Here is a 17521-nt window from a genome sequence, read left to right on the forward strand (position 1 = left end):
AACGCTGTTCTATTTCTTTAGCCATTTGTGCCGCGGCATCGCGCAGTTTCAGGTTTTCATCATACGCCACATCATACAAAACCTGTTTGCTTTTGCGCTTGTAATGGAAGGCAATGAGATAATGCAAAGCGTTTTTGTTCGTTTTGATTGACGAATCGCCCAGGATGTCCTTCGGAAAATCCCAAAAGCCCAGTTCGGCGGCTTTGCGGTGCAGGTAAAGCAGGTCGTCTTTGTTCAGGCGTACTGTTTTTACCACCAAAGAATCGTGGTTGTTTACGTATTGGTACCTGCCGGTTTTTGAGTCGTATTGGTTGTTGAGGTTGTTGCCTTCGCCGTATTTAAAATCCAACGACTCAAACTCCGAAAATTTAAAAGGCGCGTTGCTGATCATCATGCCATAATAATAAACGCAGTACAGCATAAAAGGAACGGCAATACTTAAAGCCAGGAATATTTTTTTAGAACGGTCAGACATGTTTTTGGGTGGTGAAGAATTAAAAATTTCCGTTTCAAAATTCGGCTTTAAAATCCACTATCCAAAATAATGGTTTTGGCAATACTGTTTTTACCGGCATAATTTTGTTGTATAAAAATTAGTTTTGAAGTAAAACTGTATTAAACAGCCGCAGGGCAAAGCAAGGCACAACATATTGTTAAAACTTTAATCCGTAACATTTCGTTTAATAACCCAAATCATCATTTCTTTGCGTAAATTATTTAAAATATGAAAAAACTTACTCCACTTTTTATTGCTTTACTGATGCTGGGCGCCTGCAAAAAAACTACAGTAGCCCCATCTGTCCCGGTAAAGTTTACCTCTACCAGTTACACCACTTTAGGCACTTATGATGCGGCAGGAGAGCCATCGTACTTAACCACAAAAGATGTTGTTTCTGCTAACCTGGTGTCTTACCTAAGCAGTACCTTGCCAGAACATACCGATTTGCGAAACTCGCACCCGGAACTGCTTTCAAGTTCTGCTTCTGTGGATATTAAAATCACACAAAAATCCAATGTGGCCATTACCTTTGTTTCACAAGGAACCGGGATCAGCGATGCGCTTGGTTTTTATACCTATCCAACCAACAACCCGCCGGCTTCTGCTGCCGATATAAAAACCATTACTTATATTTTCCCAAGTGTTGGCCTTAACACGCCTTTGCAACCGGGCGATAAAGTAAACATCGGGTCTTTTGAGGCCGGTACTTCTATCGGTTTTGTGTTGATGCAAAATGGCTGGAGTCCTACTTCAAAATCCGTAGTGAACGATGCTGTACATTTTTGCTCTAACCCGGTGCTAAACCCGGAGGTTGACCCGAATTTGAAAAAGCACGCCGTGTTGATCAATTACACACCAGAGAATAAAGTTTTGATTGGGTTTGAAGATTTGGATAGAACAGACCCAAGATGCGACAATGATTTTAACGACGTGGTTGTTTATGCAACGATAACGCAGTAAAATCAAAACCAATTTTTGCACGATAAAAGAAGCATTGCTGTTTTTGGCAATGCTTTTTTTATGCCCTTAAATTTATCCTTCCAGCTCTCCCTCCCATTTGCTCACTACGGCTGTTGCCATCGCGTTGCCCAAAACATTGGTTGCAGAACGGCCCATATCCAGCAGCGGGTCAATACCAATTAACAATGCCAGGCCAGCCTCGGGAATGTTAAAACTGGCAATCGTTCCGGCAATCACCACCAATGAGGCACGCGGCACACCGGCCACACCTTTACTCGTCAGCATCAGCACTAAAAGCATAGACAATTGTTGCTGAAAAGACAAATGGATATTGTAGGATTGCGCCAAAAAAAGCGAGGCAAACGTCATGTACATCATCGAGCCATCCAGGTTAAAAGAATAACCCAAAGGCAGTACAAAACTTACGATCTTGTCTTTACAGCCAAAACGTTCCAACTCGATCAGAGTCCGTGGGTAAGCGGCTTCGCTGGTAGAAGTGCTAAAAGCGATCAGCATTGCATCCTTTAAATAATTAACCAAAGTGAACACGCGCTTTTTAAGAACGGTAAACCCGGCCAGCACCAAAACCAGCCATAAAACGATTAAAGCGAAATAAAATTCACTGATAAAAACAGCATACGTTGCAATCACGCTTAAACCTTGTTTGGCCACAATCGCTGTCATCGCGCCAAAAACAGCAAGCGGCGCCACGTACATTACATAAGAAGTGATTTTGAGGATGACGTGCGCAATTGCATCCATCGCTTTAATAATAATATTTCCTTTTTCGCCAATGGCAGCCGTGGCCACGCCAAAAAACAGCGAGAAAACCACGATCTGCAAAATCTCATTATTGGCCATCGCTTCCACAAAACTTCTTGGAAAAACGTGTGCCAGGAAATCTTTGAGCGATAAAGCTGTTTTTTGGATCCCGGATTGCAAGTGTTCATCGGGCAAAGACAAGTGCATGGATTTTCCCGGCTGAAAAAAGTTCACCAAAACCATCCCCAGCAATAACGAAACCAGTGTGGCCGAGAGAAACCAAAGCATTGTTTTCCCGCCAATCCTTCCAACCGCTTTGATATCGCCAACTTTGGCCACGCCAACCACCAATGTTGTAAAAACAAGCGGCGCCACAATCATTTTTATGAGCCGTAAAAAAATATCGCTCAGCATCGTAAAATATTCCAGCTTGCTTTCGCGAATGATGTCGTTCTCTTTTCGGATACTGTTTTGTGCCGCTTTTTGCGTTTTTAAAGTTTGATAAGCGGCAGAACTGGTATCTTTTATAGCCAGCATTTGGAGCTGGATTGCTTTGACTTGTGTTTCAGCCTGGTAAATTTTATTATTGTAAGGGCTGATCGTTTTAACATTATAAAGATAACCGGCCAAAATCCCGCCGATTAGCGCTAAAAAGATGTATAAAGTAAGTTTGCTTTTTGCCATTCAGAAAATACGTAAATGCTAAAACTACAATAAATTACTATTTTGTTGAAATATTTCCTGACATGGCTACCGTTTACCGTTCTTCTGATCTAAAAAAAGAATTGCAGCAATTAAACAGCAACGAATTACTGGCGCTTTGTTTACGTTTAGCGCGTTTCAAAAAAGAGAACAAAGAACTGCTTACCTATTTATTGTTCCGGGCTGATGACCACGATTTGTTTATCCAAGAATACAAGGAAGAAATGGATCTACAGTTTAAAAAAATAAGCGGCACCAATTTTTTGGTGGTAAAAACAGTACGAAAAATTGCCACGCAAATGAACAACCAGATGCGTTATGCTGCCAACGAAATGGTTAGCACCGAACTGCTGCTGCATTTTTGCCATAACTACATCAACTATGTAAACTACCATACGCAGTACAAACCCTTGCGCAATATTTTTTATCGTTTTGTGGAGAAGTTAAAAGCCGGCATTTTGAAGTTGGATGAAGACCTGCAATACGATTACGGGCTTTTGTATGAAGCGATGCTGACGGAAGCCGAAGCGGAAATTTACTGGTTTGAGAAAAAACAGTTTGTACTGTAACATATTGTAATAAGCCGGGTCTCAACCTAAACCAGCCACAATTCAGGTGAAAACTAAAGACAGCGCTTTCAGGGAAATTTTTGAGGCCAACTCCAAACGCATTTACCGGTTGTGCTACAGTTACACTGCCGATAGTGCGGCCGCAAATGATTTGATGCAGGAAACTTTTCTCAAAGTTTGGCAAAACCTGGATAAGTTTCGCAACCAGTCCATGATCTCGACCTGGATTTACCGGATTGCCGTAAATACCTGCCTGACTTATTTGCGATCGGAAAAACGACAGGCTAAAGACGAACTGACACCGTTTATAGCAGAGAACGAACCCGAAGAAGTGTCCGGAAAAAAAGAAGAGGTTGACCTGCTGTACCAATGCATTGCCAAACTGGAAGAATCTGAAAGAATTATTATTACGATGGTGTTGGATGAAGTGCCATACCCGGAGATTGCCGAAATATCAGGCATTTCGGAAGGGAATTTGCGCGTAAAAATCCATCGCATCAAATCAAAATTAACCGAGCTGTACAACCATTATGAAAAACTTTGAAGAACTAAGCTCGATGTGGGTTACGCAACCTCAAAAAGAGCAGATAACGGCAGACGTTTTATTAAAACAAGTAAAAAAAGGTACGCAGTCGCTCCAGCAAAAACTCCTGGTTTCCATCCTGATGATGGCGGCAACTTTCGTTTTCATGATCGTGCTGTTCCTGTTTTTCCTGTTCAATTCCTGGCTTACTTATGCGGGTATTTTTATCACGATGGGCACTATTTTAATTTACGCCGTATTGATGTACCGGGATTACCGGTTGATTGCTTCGCACGACCCGACAGTTGAAGTAAACATTTACCTGCAAAAACTGAAAGAATACCAAAAAGGCCGCAACCGCATGAACGGAAAAATGCTGTATGTTTATTCTGTTTTGTTGAGCATTGGCCTTGGCTTGTTTTTGATCGAAATACTTCGATCGGTGCCGCTGCTGGTCGAAATATTGGCCTATTTTGCATTTATCGGCTGGATGGCGTTTGTAACGTTTTACCTCCGCAAAAAAATCATTAAAACTGAGCAGGAAAAAATCGGCCAGGTTATCAACCGTTTGGAGCGTTTGAAACTGCAGTTTAAAGATTAGCGGCAATTGCTGTTAAAACTTGCAATGCTTCTTTTACCCCTGTTTTTTCATCAACATCAATTTTAGTTTGATTTGATTTGCGTGTTCTTTAAGTTCAAACTAAAAACCAAAAATTTTTAAACCTGTAATCTAAACTTAAACTGCTTTTACACGTAAAAAATCCTGGTTTGCCTTTTTTGGTTAAAGCCGGGTCTTTTTAAGATGGCGGTAATTGTATCAAAACTTGGAATGCTTCTTTTATCGCATAAAAATTAATATATGGCCTTTCATTTCCGCCAGGTTTCTTTGTTGGTTACGCATTATAACAGAAGCCAGTCTTTAGAAAATTTGCTCAATACTTTCCACAATCAAAATTGTTTTTTTGGTGAAATTGTGATTTCTGATGACGGCAGTATGCAGGCACATTTGGATGCGTTAAAAAAACTGCAGAAGCGTTTTGATTTTAAATTGATTACTACGGCGCAAAACAAAGGCTTGGGCAACAACATCAACAAAGGCCAGGATGCCATAACAAAGCCTTACACCTTATACGTTCAGGAAGATTTTGAGCCGGATGCTTCTTTTAGCGGTCATTTTTCGGACGCTTTAGAAATGATGGAAGAAAACGCAGGATTGGATTTGGTGCGCTTTTACGCTTACCTCAGGTATCCGTATTTAAAACCTTACAAAAAAGGTTATTCGCAAATGCTGATCAAGCCCTGGTTTACCAATTATAAAAAAATATATTACTACAGCGACCATCCACATTTGCGGCGCAGTACGTTTTTAGAGAAGTTTGGGCGTTATGCCGAAGGTTTGAAAGGCGACAAAACCGAATACAAAATGTGCGTAGCCTTTATCAAAAACAAAGGGAAAGGTTTGTTTTATGATCAATACAAAGCTTTGTTCAAGCAAATAAATTCGGCAGCAGAACCAAGCACCATGAGCCGGAGCAACTGGACACAAAGCAGAAACATCTTTGTTGTTTTAGTTAGGGATTTGTACCGGCAGTTAAAATACAATTTCGACTTGCTTTTTTAAGCTTTACGCTGGTTTTCGGCCATAAAAAAAGGGCCTGTTGCCAGGCCCGATTTTCACTAAACATTTCTTTAACAAGGTTTTGCGACTTAGCTGCCACTGCCAGAGCCACCGCCTGATCCTGAACCACCGCCTGATCCTGAGCCACCGCCTGAACTACCAGAACCTGAACCGCTTGTACCAGACCCAGAACCGCTTGTACCAGAACCAGTTCCTGATCCTGTACCTGTTCCTGAAGTCCCTGTTCCGCCTGAACTGTTTGAAGAGCCGGTTGAGGTTGAGCCAGCACCTGCCCCAGTTCCGGTTGTGGTAGAGCCACCAGCTCCTGAGCCGCCATTGGTTGAACCTGTACCAGAACCTGCACCTGTACCGGCACCGCCAGACGTGGTAGAAGAAGTACTGCTGGTATCGGTTGACGAGGTAGATGACGCACCGGAACCTGTATCAGAGCCTCCAGTGTTTGATTTTGAATTGCAAGCCGCCAAGCTGAACGATGCAGCAAGCGCAAGCATAACTAATTTTGTTTTTTTCATTTCTATTGAAGTTGGTTTTTTACATAAACATCAATATTTTTTTAATGTTTAATTTTATTAATCCAAACTACAATTATTTTTCAACAGCTAAAACCTGTTAAAATTTATTTAATAAAGTTTTAATGCTTCTTTTATCGCATAAAAAACCGGCAAACAAAGGGATGTGATTTGTTTAGGCTGGTACAGGTACTAATTTTTATGCGATAAAAGAAGCATTGCATTTTTTCTTATATCGAATAGAACACGTACTTCAAAAGTAATTTCATTTTAAATATTGTTAAAACAAAAAAGGGCTTGCAGCATGGCCGCAAACCCTTTCATCAAACTAAACTATAAACCAACTAAAAAACTATAATGCTATGGTTATTTTACAGCGATTTCTCTTGACTGTACTTTTGCTTCTTCTTTTTTGGCAATTGTCAGTTTTAAAATACCATCGGTATAAGCTGCTTCAATTTTGCTGTGGTCAATGGTATCAGGCAAAGTAAACGACCGTACAAAAGAAGTATAGTTGTACTCGCGTTTACTATATTTTTTGCCTTCTGTTTGTTCGCTTTTTTTCTCTGCGTTGATGGTCAAAACATTTTTATCAACCGCAATTTTAAAATCTTCTTTTTGCATGCCCGGTACGGCCAATTCAATTTGGAAATCAGCTTCTGTTTCAGCAATGTTTACGGCCGGAACACGGCTCACCAAACGATCGGTCATCAAAGAATCGTTAAAAACAGATTCAAAAACATCAGTAAACCATGGGTTAACAGATGATGCATTTTTTGCAGGGTTAAATTTTACGAGTGTCATTTTTTTATAGGTTTTATTTTTTGTTTATTTAACTTCTGAAAAACCATTATTCAAACACAATACCATTAGCAAAACAAAGGCTGTTTAATGACAGAATGGCGTTAATGTTATTTTTTAAAAGACAAACTGACTGAAAATGCGCGAAATTACTGCTAATTACAAATTTAAAACCCCGATCAACATCCGTTTTTCTGACCTGGATGCTTTTGGCCATGTAAACAATGCCGTTTACTTAACTTTTTTTGAGATTGCCCGGACGGATTACTTTAAAGAAATCATCCAATGGAACTGGGACGACACGAACCTGATTTTGGGGAAATCAGAAATCAGTTACCTGAAACCTTTAAAATTAGGCGACCAGATTTTTTGTTACGTCCGCACTTCAAGGATTGGCAACAGCAGTTTTGATGTGGATTATGTGATTGTGAAAATGACAGAAACGGGCGAAGAACAGGTTTGCACAACCGGCCAAACCGTGTGCATCCATTATGATTATAAAACTTACAGGTCCGTTTCCATCCCTGAAAACGAAACCCGGAAGATGATGGAATTTGAAGGCTTTAAACCACGTTCCTGATTTTATTTTTGTTGAGGGATTTGTGCAGAAGAAGAAAACTCCTGCACAAACCTTTTAAATATTGATACTGTTTTTATGCCTATAAAATTGGCCTGAAAAACTTATCCCGAGACCAAATTTATACCGATAAAAGAAGCATCTGGCCTTAATCGGCATCCGTTTCAACTTTCATTTCCTTGGCATTGAAGCGCCTGATGATCAGCCTATTTCCGCCATTATAAGTAAAATAGGTAGTTGCCCAACTTAAAAACACGATGAGCCGGTTTGTAAACCCGACCAGGGACATTAAGTGCACAAAAATCCAGATCAGCCAGGCAATAAAGCCGTGCAGGTGCAGCTTGCCCAAATCGGCCACGGCTTTGTTCCTGCCGATGGTGGCCAATGCGCCTTTATCTTTATAAACAAACGGTTTCATTTCTTCCCCTTTTAGCAGGCTTATCAAGTTTTTGCCCAATCGCTCTCCGTGCTGCATGGCAACCGGTGCCACACCAGGAAGACCTTGCGGATATTGTGAAGTAATTTGTGCAGCAGCATCGCCAATGGCAAAAACATTGTTCAAACCGGCAACACGGTTAAACTCGTCAACCTGCAAACGGTTCCCCCTTGTCAAAACCTTCGGAGAAAAGCCACCCGGCAACTCGCCCATTACACCGGCAGCCCAGATTACGTTTTTGGTATAGATCGTTTGGCCGTTGTCAATGGTCAACAAATTTCCATCATAACTTTTAACGTGTACATCGTTGCTGATCTCCACGCCCATTTTGGTCAGGTTGGTTTTTGCTTCTACCGAAGCCTGTTCGGACATCGCGGCCAGCAGTTCTTTTTTCCCTTCAATCAAAACAACCCGCATCATTTCTTTTTGATGGATCGGGTAATCCATTTCCAAAATATGGTTCCTAAACTCGGCAATGGCACCGGAAAGTTCTACGCCAGTTGGCCCGCCGCCTACAATCACAAAATTTAACATAGCCTGTTTTTTTTCCGGGTCTTGTTCTAAAAAAGCAGCTTCCAGGTTTTGCAGCATTTGGCTTCGCAGGTTTAGCGCTTCGGTTACGTTTTTCATCGGCATGGTATAATGCTCCATCTGCTCGTTTCCAAAAAAATTGGTGTTAGAGCCGGTTGCAAGCACCAAATAATCGTAACAAACATCGCCATCACTGGTGCTGATCGTGTTATTGGCCGCATCAACGCCTTTTACGTTGGCATAAATAACAGTCAGGTTTTTTTGGCGGTGAAAGATTTTCCGCAACGGAAAACAAACAGATTCTGCCTGCAAACTTCCGGTTGCAACCTGATAAAGCAAGGGCTGGAACGTGTGGTAATTATGCCTGTCTATCAACAATATTTCGGCATCTAAATTTTTTAACGTTTTGGCCAATTGTATTCCGCCAAAACCGCCGCCAATAATCACGATCCTCGGATGTTTTGTAAATTCGTTTAAATGCATATTTTGTTTTTTTAGCTGCCGTTGCCGGAGATTGCGTTTCTTTTTCCGGCAACAAACAGGATGCTTCTTTTATCGGTGTTTTTTTGTCTGCCACAGTTGTAACAGAAATGTAAACTTATATAAACGCTGGATGTTTGTAAATATATGCAAGCCAAGCATAAATAAAAAAATCCAATCTAAAACATAATATTGTTTAACAAGTTAAAAAATAAGTTAAAGAATTTATACACGAAGTTTAAACCTTAAAGTGATGACTGTACCAAAATTTGCATTATTTGAACACCGTTTGGATGAAACATACAATGAAAACCTGCGGAAGCTACCGGAAATGGTCAAAGCGTTAAGGCTTTCGAACAGTTTGGACGAAGGCGACCTGAAAAAGATCAAAAAAGATGTTTACGACGATTTTGCAAGTAAATATGATTTTAATGATTTCAAGATCACAACTTCGGACATCAGCGTGCAAAACCAGGAGTTTAGTTTCGAGAAAAGCGTGGCTGCCGATATCTTGGGGCCAAACCTCACCAGCAACCTTACCAGCGATTTTGTAACGCTTTATTATGCCCTTTACACGGTTCCTTATTCCGGCAACATCGAATCTTTAAAATATACAACAGTCCATCCGAAAGAAGAAGTTTACCTGGCAGACCATGGCAATTACTTTGCGCTTACCGTTTATTCTTTGTACCCAGTCAAAGAATCGGCAGAAGCAATCAAGCACGAAAAAGACCGCGTTTTGGATTTGATTACCAAAAACCATGATGCCAATGCAACTTATATCAAGAATAAAGAAAGCCATTTAAAAGATGCCATTGACAAAGAAATTGACCTTAATTTTAAATCGGCCCGAAACGAGATCCGCGACAACGACGCTTTGTTGTAACCCTTTTAGCCATAACTTTGTACCTAAACCGATAATAACATGAAAAATTACGAAACATTATTAGATGCCTTAAACGATTTGATCTCACGTGGTTATACGGAAGATTTTAACGTTGACCAAGACCGGATGCAATGCCGGGAAAAGCATATAGATATGACAGCGGATGAATTTGAAATTGATGAATTTCACCGTTTTGAAGGGATGACCAACCCATCCGATATGTCTATTTTGTATGGCATTTCTTCTGAAAAATATAACATTAAAGGAACGCTGGTAAGTGCTTACGGAACCTATTCGGGCAACCAGAACGCCGCTATCGAAGCTAAATTGAACCACTATCAGGTAAACAAAAACTTATAAATTTTTATTTCGGCCTTGAAAATAATTTTCCGGGTGTTGTGCTAATAAGCGCGCCATCCGGTTTTTTATGAAAATTTTATCCATTTTTATCCTGTAAAAAAAGCATGGACGTAAAAGCTTGTATTTTTGACCTCGACGGCGTAATTGTAGATACAGCCATTTATCATTTTAAATCCTGGAAACGTTTAGCCGATGAGCTGGGCATTAACTTTACTTTGCACGACAATGAAAGGCTGAAAGGTGTAAGCCGGGTGCGGTCTTTAGAAATCATTCTGGAAATCGGAAACGTAACCAAAACCGAAGCTGAACAACACGAATTGGCCAGCCGCAAAAACGAATGGTACACCGAAATGATCAGCAAAATGAAGCCTGACGAAGTTTTGCCGGGCGCCAAAGAATTTTTGCAACTGGTAAAAAATGCAGGCATAAAAACAGCATTGGGCTCGGCCAGTAAAAACGCCGGGATTATTTTGGATAAAACCGGATTGACTTCTTTTTTTGACGCCGTTATTGATGGCAACCACGTTTCCAAAGCAAAACCAGACCCCGAAGTTTTTTTAAAAGGCGCCGAAGCCGTGCAAGTTGACCCGAAATTTTGTGTGGTTTTTGAAGATGCCATTGCCGGCGTAGAAGCAGCTTTGGCCGGCGGAATGAAAGTTGTCGGTATCGGTTCGCCAGAAATTTTAAGCAAAGCAAACCTGGTTGTTTCCGGTTTAAGCGAAATGAACCTCGAAAAATTAAAAGCCGTATAAAAGAAGCATGAAGCAATATTTACAGTTACACGAGTGGAAAATTATTGAACAAAACTTTGATGCCGAGAATCACGAAATCTCGGAAAGCATTTTCAGTTTGGGCAACGGCCGGATGGGCCAGCGCGCCAACTTTGAAGAAACTTATACCGGCAAAACTTTGCCGGGAAACTATGTTGCCGGTGTTTATTATCCTGATAAAACCCGCGTTGGCTGGTGGAAAAACGGCTACCCCGAATACTTTGCCAAAGTTTTAAACGCTGCGGAATGGGCCGGAATTGAAATCAAAATTGACGGCGAAGTTTTGGATTTAGCCAAATGTGAAGTATCTTCTTTCCGGCGGGAACTGAACATGCAGCAAGGTTATCTGGAACGGAAATTTGAAGCAAAAACAGCATCGGGCAAAATTGTAAAAGTGCAGGCAACACGTTTTTGCAGTTTGGTTGATGATGAATGCGGTGCCGTCCGTTACGCTTTAACGCCTGTTAATTTTTCGGGCGAAATTACTTTGACGCCTTTTATCAATGGCGATGTAAGCAACCAGGATTCCAACTACGAAGAAAAGTTTTGGGACGAAACCGCAAAAGGTTTTTACGAAAACGGAAGCTTTGTAGAAATGCGCACCAAAAAAACTGGTTTTGTGGTTTGTACCGGAATGCAGATTACGGTTTCGTTGGATGATCAGCCTGTTCAACTCCAACCAACACAAATAGAACGCGAAAAATTTACTGGCCTCGAAATAAAAACACCGGTAAAAGAAGCACAAACGATAACGCTTTATAAATACGCGGCCAACTTATCGTCGTTCAATCATCCCGAAGGAGAACTACAAACACGCACTGCTGAAACTTTAAAACGAATCAGCGAAAAAGGTTTCGGCCGAATGCTGCAAGAACAAGCCGAAGTCTGGGCCGAAAAATGGGAAATGAACGATATTAAAATTGAAGGCGACGTAGCCGCACAACAAGCCATCCGCTTTAATATTCTTCAATTGGAACAAACCTATACCGGCAAAGATGCACGCTTAAATATCGGTCCAAAAGGTTTTACCGGAGAAAAGTACGGTGGCTCAACGTATTGGGACACAGAAGCGTATTGTATTCCTTTTTACCTGGCAACTGCCGGGCAGGAAGTGGCGCGCAACTTGTTGGTTTACCGCTACGACCAGTTGCAAAAAGCGATAGAAAACGCCGAGAAATTAGGTTTTAAAAATGGCGCCGCGCTTTACCCAATGGTTACGATGAACGGCGAGGAATGCCACAACGAATGGGAAATTACGTTTGAGGAAATCCACCGCAACGGCGCGATTGCTTATGCAATTTTTAACTACATAAATTATACCGGCGATGCGGCTTATCTCGCTTCAAATGGTTTAGAAGTTTTAATTGGCATTGCACGATTTTGGGCGCAACGCGTAAATTGGTCGGAGGTTAGGCAGCAATATGTGATGCTTGGCGTAACCGGCCCGAACGAGTACGAAAACAACATCAACAACAACTGGTACACCAATACCATTGCGGCCTGGTGTTTAAAATATGTGTTGGAAGCGATAGAAATCGTTCAAAAACAAAACCCGGAAAGGCTGGCGGAAATTTTTACCAAGACCAATTTTGATGCGGTAAAAGAAGCATCGCTGTTTGATAAAATTGCCGGTCAGCTTTATTTCCCTTTTGATGAAGTGAACCAGGTTTTTATGCAACAGGACAATTACTTGGACAAAGAACAAATTTTGGTAAAAGATTTGCCCGAAAGCGAACGCCCGCTCAACCAGAAATGGAGCTGGGACCGCATCCTCCGCTCCTGCTTTATCAAACAAGCTGATGTTTTGCAAGGCATTTATTTCTTTCAGGATCGGTATGATTTGGAAACCATCCGCCGGAACTTTAATTTTTACGAAGCGCGAACGGTGCATGAATCGTCGCTTTCGCCTTGTGTCCATGCGATTTTAGCGGCAAAATTAGGCGACCAGCAACGGGCTTACGAGTTTTATCTCCGAACTTCCCGCCTGGACCTGGACAATTACAACAACGATACCTGCGATGGCTGCCACATTACTTCGATGGCCGGAACCTGGATGGCCGTGGTAGAAGGATTTGGCGGGATGCGTGTAAAAAACGGAACCTTGCACTTCAACCCATTTCTGCCCGAAAAATGGACAAGCTTTTCGTTCCAGATCAACTTCAGACAGGTTTTATTAAACATCCAAGTTTATGCAGATCGTGTAGAAATCAGCAATAAATCTAACCGGGAAGTAAAAGTTCAAGTTTACGATCAGGAACAGAACATTTCTGCTATGCAGCAGGTTATTGTCAATAAATCCTGATTCACCGCATACTGTTTTTATCGCCCTAAAAACAGTATGGTTTACTACTTATAACATGGACGCATCAATCCAAAACCCGCAGCAAAACGGCCACAAATTGCTGATCTATCAGTTGTTGGTCCGCCTTTTTGGCAATCAAAACCCAACCAATAAATATTATGGTTCGATTGAAGAAAACGGCTGCGGCAAATTCAACGACATCAATGACCTCGCGCTTGAAGAAATCCGGAAAATGAGTTTTTCGCATGTTTGGTTTACGGGTGTGATTGAACATGCAACCATGACCGATTATTCTTATTATGCCATAAAATTAGACGACCCGGATGTTGTAAAAGGGCGTGCGGGTTCGCCATATGCCATCAAAGATTATTACGATGTTGACCCCGATTTGGCGGTTGACGTGAAAAACCGGATGCAGGAATTTGAGGCGCTGCTGGAACGGACGCATCAAAACGGGTTAAAAGCCATTATTGATTTTATCCCGAACCATGTTGCGCGCACCTATCAATCTGATGCAAAACCGGAAGGCGTAATTGATATTGGCGAACAGGACGACAACACAAAAGCTTTTAGTCCGCAAAACGATTTTTATTATTTGCCGGGCAAAAAGTTTTGGGTTCCGGGAGATGCAAACCCGGGCGGAACAGAATTTAAAAACGTGCTGAAAGATGGCACGTTCAACGAGTTTCCGGCAAAGGCAACAGGCAACGATGTGTTTTACGAAGCACCTTCCATCAACGATTGGTACGAAACCATCAAACTAAATTATGGCGTAGATTATGTAAACGGAAGGCAAACTTACTTCGACCCAATCCCGCCTTTGTGGTTTAAACTGCGCGACATTTTGTTGTTTTGGGCGGCAAAAGGCGTGGATGGTTTCCGTTGTGATATGGTGGAAATGGTGCCGGTAGCATTTTGGAACTGGGCAATTACACAGGTAAAAGAAGCATATCCAAACCTTATTTTTATTGCTGAAGCTTACAACCCGCAGGATTACGGCCGGTACATTTTTGACGGGAAATTTGATTATTTGTACGATAAAGTTGGTTTGTACGATACGCTGAAAAAACTAATGCGGAACGAGTACGAAGCCAACGTGTACGAAATACGCGACCAATGGCAGCATCAGCACAACGGTTTTACCGAACACATGCTGCGTTTTTTGGAAAACCATGACGAAGTACGGATTACTTCCGGCCATTTTGCAGGAAATCCATGGACAGCGTTACCGGCGATGATTGTTTCGGCAACCCTATCGCAAGGGCCGGTGATGGTTTACAATGGACAGGAAGTGGGCGAACCGGCTGAAGGCACAACTGGTTTTTCTTCCAGCGATGGCCGCACTTCTATTTTTGATTATTGCAGTATGCCCGAACATTTGAAATGGCTGAACGGCGGGAAAATGGACGGCGCAAAACTCTCCAAAGGACAAAAAGCCCTACGTACTTTTTACAGTAACTTGTTAAAAATCACCGCAGAACATGAGGCGATCAGAAATGGAGCTTTTTACGATTTGCTTTATTTGAACGAATGGGAACGCGGTTTTAACAACAAAGTTTATCCGTATTTGCGCTATATAAACCAGGAACGGCTGCTGATTATTGTTAACTTTAACCGCGAAGAAGTGAAATTGCAAGTAAAGTTTACCAACGATTTGCTGAACCAGTTTGATATCGCCACGCCGGGAAATTATATTTTTACAGATTTGCTTAGCCAAAATCAAATTACAGCAACAAACCTGCAAGAAGGCTTTAGGATTAATATTGAAGGGACTTGCGGTGTGATTTTGAGTTTTTAAGATGAATATTTAAACATTAATGCTTCTTTTAGCAGTAAAAAATCAGTGAATTATGAAACGACCGGTAACTATTATTTCTATTGTTTTGATCCTTTTGATAGCAGGTTTTATTTACTATCGCTATTTCTTTGTTTTTGGCGAAGGCGTAAAGGCAGGCGAATTAAATTACATCGTTAAAAAAGGCTATATTTTTAAAACGAATGAAGGCCGGCTGATCCAAACTGGCATCCGTTCCGGTGCTAACCAAGGTTCTATTTCCTCCAACGAGTTTATGTTTTCGATTACAGATCAACGGATTGCAAACCAGTTAGAAACGTCCGGCGGCAAATTGGTGCAGTTGCATTACAAGGAATATATCGGCACCTTGCCTTGGCGCGGCGTCAGTAATTTTGTAGTGGACAGCGTGCTTTCTGTTGCCGATAACACCACTGCTTTGCCGGGTAGCGGCGTTATCCGGTAAAATTAGATCAGGGTTGCGGCTTGATGATTAAAGCAAGCAAAAGTCGGTAGTCTTCTTCCGTGTCAACATCAATTGCCGCACCTTCAAAAGGGATAACAGCAACATTGTTTTGATGCGCCTTAAACAACCATTGTGCGCCTTTTTCCGGTGGCAGGTTTTGCAGGACAGGAAACAAGGCACGGTCAAAAATAGCCGGAACGCCCTGGGTTTCCGCATAACCGGTTGCCACAACCATGCTTCTTTTATCGGTATAAAATTGGGCAAGCAGGCGTTGCAAATGCTGTGTGTTGATCAAAGGCTGATCGCAAAGCAAAATCAAAGCAGCATCAACTTTTAAAAAACCGGGATGATGGCTGAGTGCATTGATGCCGGCACGGATGGAAGAACCGATTCCTTGCTGCCAATCCGGGTTATGGATGAGTTGAACTAAATCTTCGATTTCTACTTCGTCCACCAGTTCTTCGTGCAAAAACCCGCTTACCACAATTACCGCTTTTGGCGAAACGGATAATGCTATTTTTACCGCGTGTTTTATTAAGGTTTCGTTTTGATAATGAAGCAGTTGCTTTGGTTTTCCTAAACGGGAAGATGAACCGGCAGCAAGGACAATAACTGCAATTTCAGGATCAGGTTTTGGGGTTGCCGAAGTGTTCAAAGTGTAGAAGCGGCAATAGATTTACGGTTGTGGATCGGGCCGTTCAAATCACGTAGGAAACCTGCTTTGCTTTGATGTTTTACGGCCAACAGTTCGGCCATGATGGCAACCGCAATTTCTTCGGCAGTTTCTGCACCAATGTTTAAGCCAACCGGGCCATGCAAACGTTCGCTTTCTGCTTCGCTTAAATTACTCCCTGCTTTTTGAAGATCGTCCAGCAAGCGGTCTGTTTTTTTACGCGGCCCTAAAATACCGATATAAGTTACCGGGCCAAAAGAAACCAGTTGTTGCAGCACTGCAAAATCATAATGCTAATTGAGGCTTATCAAAACCTCGTAACCCGGCAAAAATCTATGCTTTTGCAAATCAGTTAACTTGACAACTTCTACCGTTTCTGCTTCCGGAAAACGCTGTACGGTTGCCTGCGGTGTTCGCCCATCAATAATATGAATGCGCCAACCGAGACCTGTTGCCAATTTAACCAAAGGCTGCGCATCGTTTCCGGCTCCAAAAACGGTTAATTGCGGCACAGGCAAAATTACTTCGAGAAACAAGCGGAGGTTTTCTTCGCCTGCCAAATAATCTTTTGTTAAAGACTGGCCAGATTGAAAAACTTCCAGCGCATCTTTTAAAATAAACTGGTCTGTTGTTTCGTTTCCGGTTAAATTTAATTTTTGTTGATTGAAATCAGTAAGCAAAACACGTTTACCGCACAAATTACTAATGCTGTTTTTAGCATCTAAAATGGTGATTAAAACTACTTGCTGGTCCTGGCGAGAAGTTTTCCGCAACAACTCAATTGGGTTATTTGGGTCAGCATAATCAATAGATTCCAGCAGAATATGAATTGTTCCTTCGCAGCCCAACTGTGCGCCGTGCTGCAAATCTTCTTCAATATCAGTGCTGTCGTAGATGATCGTTTCGCTTTTTCCGGTCAGCATCACGCGTCGCGCCCTTCGCAGAGCATCACCTTCCAAACAACCACCACTGATGCTTCCGGTTAAATGGCCGTCATCGGTTACCAGCATCCGTGCGCCCGGCCTTCGGTAAGACGAGCCTTCTACTTCGGTAACGGTAGCCAAGGCACAAGGGTTTCCGGTTTCGCGTTGACGATCATAAGCGGTTAACAAGCGTTGCAGTTCGGACATGGTTTTTTTATGAATTTAAGGTGGTAAAAGAAGCATTTCCGGCAGGAAAACCAAACGCAGAGATGCTTCTTTTACCTTATAAAAGTTTGTCTGGTGTTACCGGCAGTTCGCGTACCCGTTTCCCTGTAGCATGATAAATGGCATTGTTGATGGC

General features: G+C 41.9%; 18 protein-coding genes and 1 pseudogene. 12 read left to right on the forward strand and 7 right to left on the reverse strand.

Features of this window, described 5'->3' with window-relative positions; translation table 11 throughout:
* A partial coding sequence (locus Q0192_RS05715; RefSeq protein WP_299287432.1) for a hypothetical protein occupies positions 1-475 on the reverse strand: 475 nt, incomplete at its 3' end.
* A gap of 249 nt (positions 476-724) precedes the next feature.
* Between Q0192_RS05715 and Q0192_RS05720 the strand changes: the two genes are divergently transcribed.
* On the forward strand, positions 725-1459 hold the full coding sequence (locus Q0192_RS05720; protein ID WP_299287435.1) for a DUF4114 domain-containing protein: 735 nt from the start codon (positions 725-727) through the stop codon (positions 1457-1459).
* A 72-nt stretch (positions 1460-1531) separates the two neighbouring features.
* Here the strand turns inward: Q0192_RS05720 and Q0192_RS05725 are convergent, their stop codons facing one another.
* Positions 1532-2905 (reverse strand): dicarboxylate/amino acid:cation symporter, encoded by a 1374-nt coding sequence (locus Q0192_RS05725; protein ID WP_299287438.1) that lies wholly within the window; start codon positions 2903-2905, stop codon positions 1532-1534.
* A gap of 62 nt (positions 2906-2967) precedes the next feature.
* On the opposite strand from Q0192_RS05725, the gene Q0192_RS05730 reads away from it, so the two are divergent.
* The 4 genes from Q0192_RS05730 (at position 2968) to Q0192_RS05745 (ending at position 5636) form a co-directional block, all read left to right on the forward strand.
* Entirely contained in the window at positions 2968-3492 is a 525-nt protein-coding gene (locus Q0192_RS05730) for a hypothetical protein (RefSeq protein ID WP_299287441.1), read from the forward strand.
* A gap of 46 nt (positions 3493-3538) precedes the next feature.
* Positions 3539-4036, forward strand: coding sequence for an RNA polymerase sigma factor (locus Q0192_RS05735; protein ID WP_299287444.1), 498 nt, complete (start codon positions 3539-3541; stop codon positions 4034-4036).
* Entirely contained in the window at positions 4023-4616 is a 594-nt protein-coding gene (locus Q0192_RS05740) for a hypothetical protein (protein WP_299287447.1), read from the forward strand. Before Q0192_RS05735 ends, Q0192_RS05740 begins: the two co-directional genes overlap by 14 nt.
* A 258-nt stretch (positions 4617-4874) precedes the next feature.
* Positions 4875-5636: a glycosyltransferase gene (locus Q0192_RS05745; protein ID WP_299287450.1), complete on the forward strand. Its 762-nt coding sequence runs from the start codon at positions 4875-4877 to the stop codon at positions 5634-5636.
* 86 nt (positions 5637-5722) lie between these two features.
* Here Q0192_RS05745 and Q0192_RS05750 read toward each other — a convergent pair whose 3' ends face one another.
* A complete protein-coding gene (locus Q0192_RS05750; protein ID WP_299287453.1) occupies positions 5723-6166 on the reverse strand; it encodes a hypothetical protein in 444 nt (147 codons plus the stop codon).
* Between the two features lie 363 nt (positions 6167-6529).
* The gene (locus Q0192_RS05755; protein ID WP_299287456.1) at positions 6530-6967 is read right to left on the reverse strand and encodes an Hsp20/alpha crystallin family protein; all 438 of its coding nucleotides are present in this window, start codon (positions 6965-6967) and stop codon (positions 6530-6532) included.
* A gap of 136 nt (positions 6968-7103) precedes the next feature.
* Here Q0192_RS05755 and Q0192_RS05760 point away from each other — a divergent pair, with 136 nt between their 5' ends.
* Positions 7104-7544, forward strand: a complete 441-nt coding sequence (locus tag Q0192_RS05760; RefSeq protein ID WP_299287458.1) for a thioesterase family protein — start codon at positions 7104-7106, stop codon at positions 7542-7544.
* A 145-nt stretch (positions 7545-7689) separates the two neighbouring features.
* Here Q0192_RS05760 and Q0192_RS05765 read toward each other — a convergent pair whose 3' ends face one another.
* The gene (locus Q0192_RS05765; RefSeq protein ID WP_299287461.1) at positions 7690-8991 is read right to left on the reverse strand and encodes an NAD(P)/FAD-dependent oxidoreductase; all 1302 of its coding nucleotides are present in this window, start codon (positions 8989-8991) and stop codon (positions 7690-7692) included.
* Between the two features lie 250 nt (positions 8992-9241).
* On the opposite strand from Q0192_RS05765, the gene Q0192_RS05770 reads away from it, so the two are divergent.
* The 6 genes from Q0192_RS05770 (at position 9242) to Q0192_RS05795 (ending at position 15564) form a co-directional block, all read left to right on the forward strand.
* Positions 9242-9874 carry a hypothetical protein gene (locus Q0192_RS05770; protein WP_299287464.1) on the forward strand — a complete coding sequence of 211 codons (633 nt, stop codon included), beginning with the start codon at positions 9242-9244 and terminating at the stop codon, positions 9872-9874.
* A 39-nt stretch (positions 9875-9913) separates the two neighbouring features.
* Complete coding sequence (locus Q0192_RS05775) at positions 9914-10234, forward strand: phosphoribosylpyrophosphate synthetase (RefSeq protein ID WP_299287466.1); 321 nt, start codon at positions 9914-9916, stop codon at positions 10232-10234.
* 104 nt (positions 10235-10338) lie between these two features.
* Positions 10339-10986, forward strand: coding sequence for a beta-phosphoglucomutase (gene pgmB / locus Q0192_RS05780; protein WP_299287468.1), 648 nt, complete (start codon positions 10339-10341; stop codon positions 10984-10986).
* Positions 10987-10993: 7 nt separating this feature from the next.
* Positions 10994-13306: a family 65 glycosyl hydrolase domain-containing protein gene (locus Q0192_RS05785; protein WP_299287470.1), complete on the forward strand. Its 2313-nt coding sequence runs from the start codon at positions 10994-10996 to the stop codon at positions 13304-13306.
* A 55-nt stretch (positions 13307-13361) separates the two neighbouring features.
* Positions 13362-15104, forward strand: a complete 1743-nt coding sequence (locus Q0192_RS05790; protein WP_299287472.1) for an alpha-amylase family protein — start codon at positions 13362-13364, stop codon at positions 15102-15104.
* Positions 15105-15156: 52 nt separating this feature from the next.
* Positions 15157-15564 (forward strand): hypothetical protein, encoded by a 408-nt coding sequence (locus Q0192_RS05795; protein WP_299287478.1) that lies wholly within the window; start codon positions 15157-15159, stop codon positions 15562-15564.
* Between the two features lie 7 nt (positions 15565-15571).
* On the opposite strand, the gene Q0192_RS05800 is transcribed toward Q0192_RS05795, so the two are convergent.
* Both Q0192_RS05800 and Q0192_RS05805 read right to left on the reverse strand, forming a co-directional pair.
* Entirely contained in the window at positions 15572-16219 is a 648-nt protein-coding gene (locus tag Q0192_RS05800) for a nucleotidyltransferase family protein (RefSeq protein ID WP_299287481.1), read from the reverse strand.
* Positions 16216-17367 (reverse strand): annotated as a pseudogene (locus tag Q0192_RS05805) (XdhC family protein). The gene Q0192_RS05800 and the pseudogene Q0192_RS05805 overlap by 4 nt, the downstream one beginning before the upstream one ends.
* Between the last annotated feature and the right edge of the window lie 154 nt (positions 17368-17521).

The sequence above is a fragment of the uncultured Mucilaginibacter sp. genome (assembly GCF_937859865.1).
GTDB lineage: Bacteria > Bacteroidota > Bacteroidia > Sphingobacteriales > Sphingobacteriaceae > Mucilaginibacter_A.

Bases quoted from the DNA above. Each gene is read 5' to 3' on its own strand.
- Q0192_RS05720 (WP_299287435.1), top strand. From the start codon at position 725: ATGAAAAAACTTACTCCACTTTTTATTGCTTTACTGATGCTGGGCGCC.
- Q0192_RS05725 (WP_299287438.1), bottom strand. From the start codon at position 2,905: ATGGCAAAAAGCAAACTTACTTTATACATCTTTTTAGCGCTAATCGGC.
- Q0192_RS05730 (WP_299287441.1), top strand. From the start codon at position 2,968: ATGGCTACCGTTTACCGTTCTTCTGATCTAAAAAAAGAATTGCAGCAA.
- Q0192_RS05740 (WP_299287447.1), top strand. From the start codon at position 4,023: ATGAAAAACTTTGAAGAACTAAGCTCGATGTGGGTTACGCAACCTCAA.
- Q0192_RS05745 (WP_299287450.1), top strand. From the start codon at position 4,875: ATGGCCTTTCATTTCCGCCAGGTTTCTTTGTTGGTTACGCATTATAAC.
- Q0192_RS05750 (WP_299287453.1), bottom strand. From the start codon at position 6,166: ATGAAAAAAACAAAATTAGTTATGCTTGCGCTTGCTGCATCGTTCAGC.
- Q0192_RS05755 (WP_299287456.1), bottom strand. From the start codon at position 6,967: ATGACACTCGTAAAATTTAACCCTGCAAAAAATGCATCATCTGTTAAC.
- Q0192_RS05760 (WP_299287458.1), top strand. From the start codon at position 7,104: ATGCGCGAAATTACTGCTAATTACAAATTTAAAACCCCGATCAACATC.
- Q0192_RS05765 (WP_299287461.1), bottom strand. From the start codon at position 8,991: ATGCATTTAAACGAATTTACAAAACATCCGAGGATCGTGATTATTGGC.
- Q0192_RS05770 (WP_299287464.1), top strand. From the start codon at position 9,242: ATGACTGTACCAAAATTTGCATTATTTGAACACCGTTTGGATGAAACA.
- Q0192_RS05775 (WP_299287466.1), top strand. From the start codon at position 9,914: ATGAAAAATTACGAAACATTATTAGATGCCTTAAACGATTTGATCTCA.
- pgmB (WP_299287468.1), top strand. From the start codon at position 10,339: ATGGACGTAAAAGCTTGTATTTTTGACCTCGACGGCGTAATTGTAGAT.
- Q0192_RS05785 (WP_299287470.1), top strand. From the start codon at position 10,994: ATGAAGCAATATTTACAGTTACACGAGTGGAAAATTATTGAACAAAAC.
- Q0192_RS05790 (WP_299287472.1), top strand. From the start codon at position 13,362: ATGGACGCATCAATCCAAAACCCGCAGCAAAACGGCCACAAATTGCTG.
- Q0192_RS05795 (WP_299287478.1), top strand. From the start codon at position 15,157: ATGAAACGACCGGTAACTATTATTTCTATTGTTTTGATCCTTTTGATA.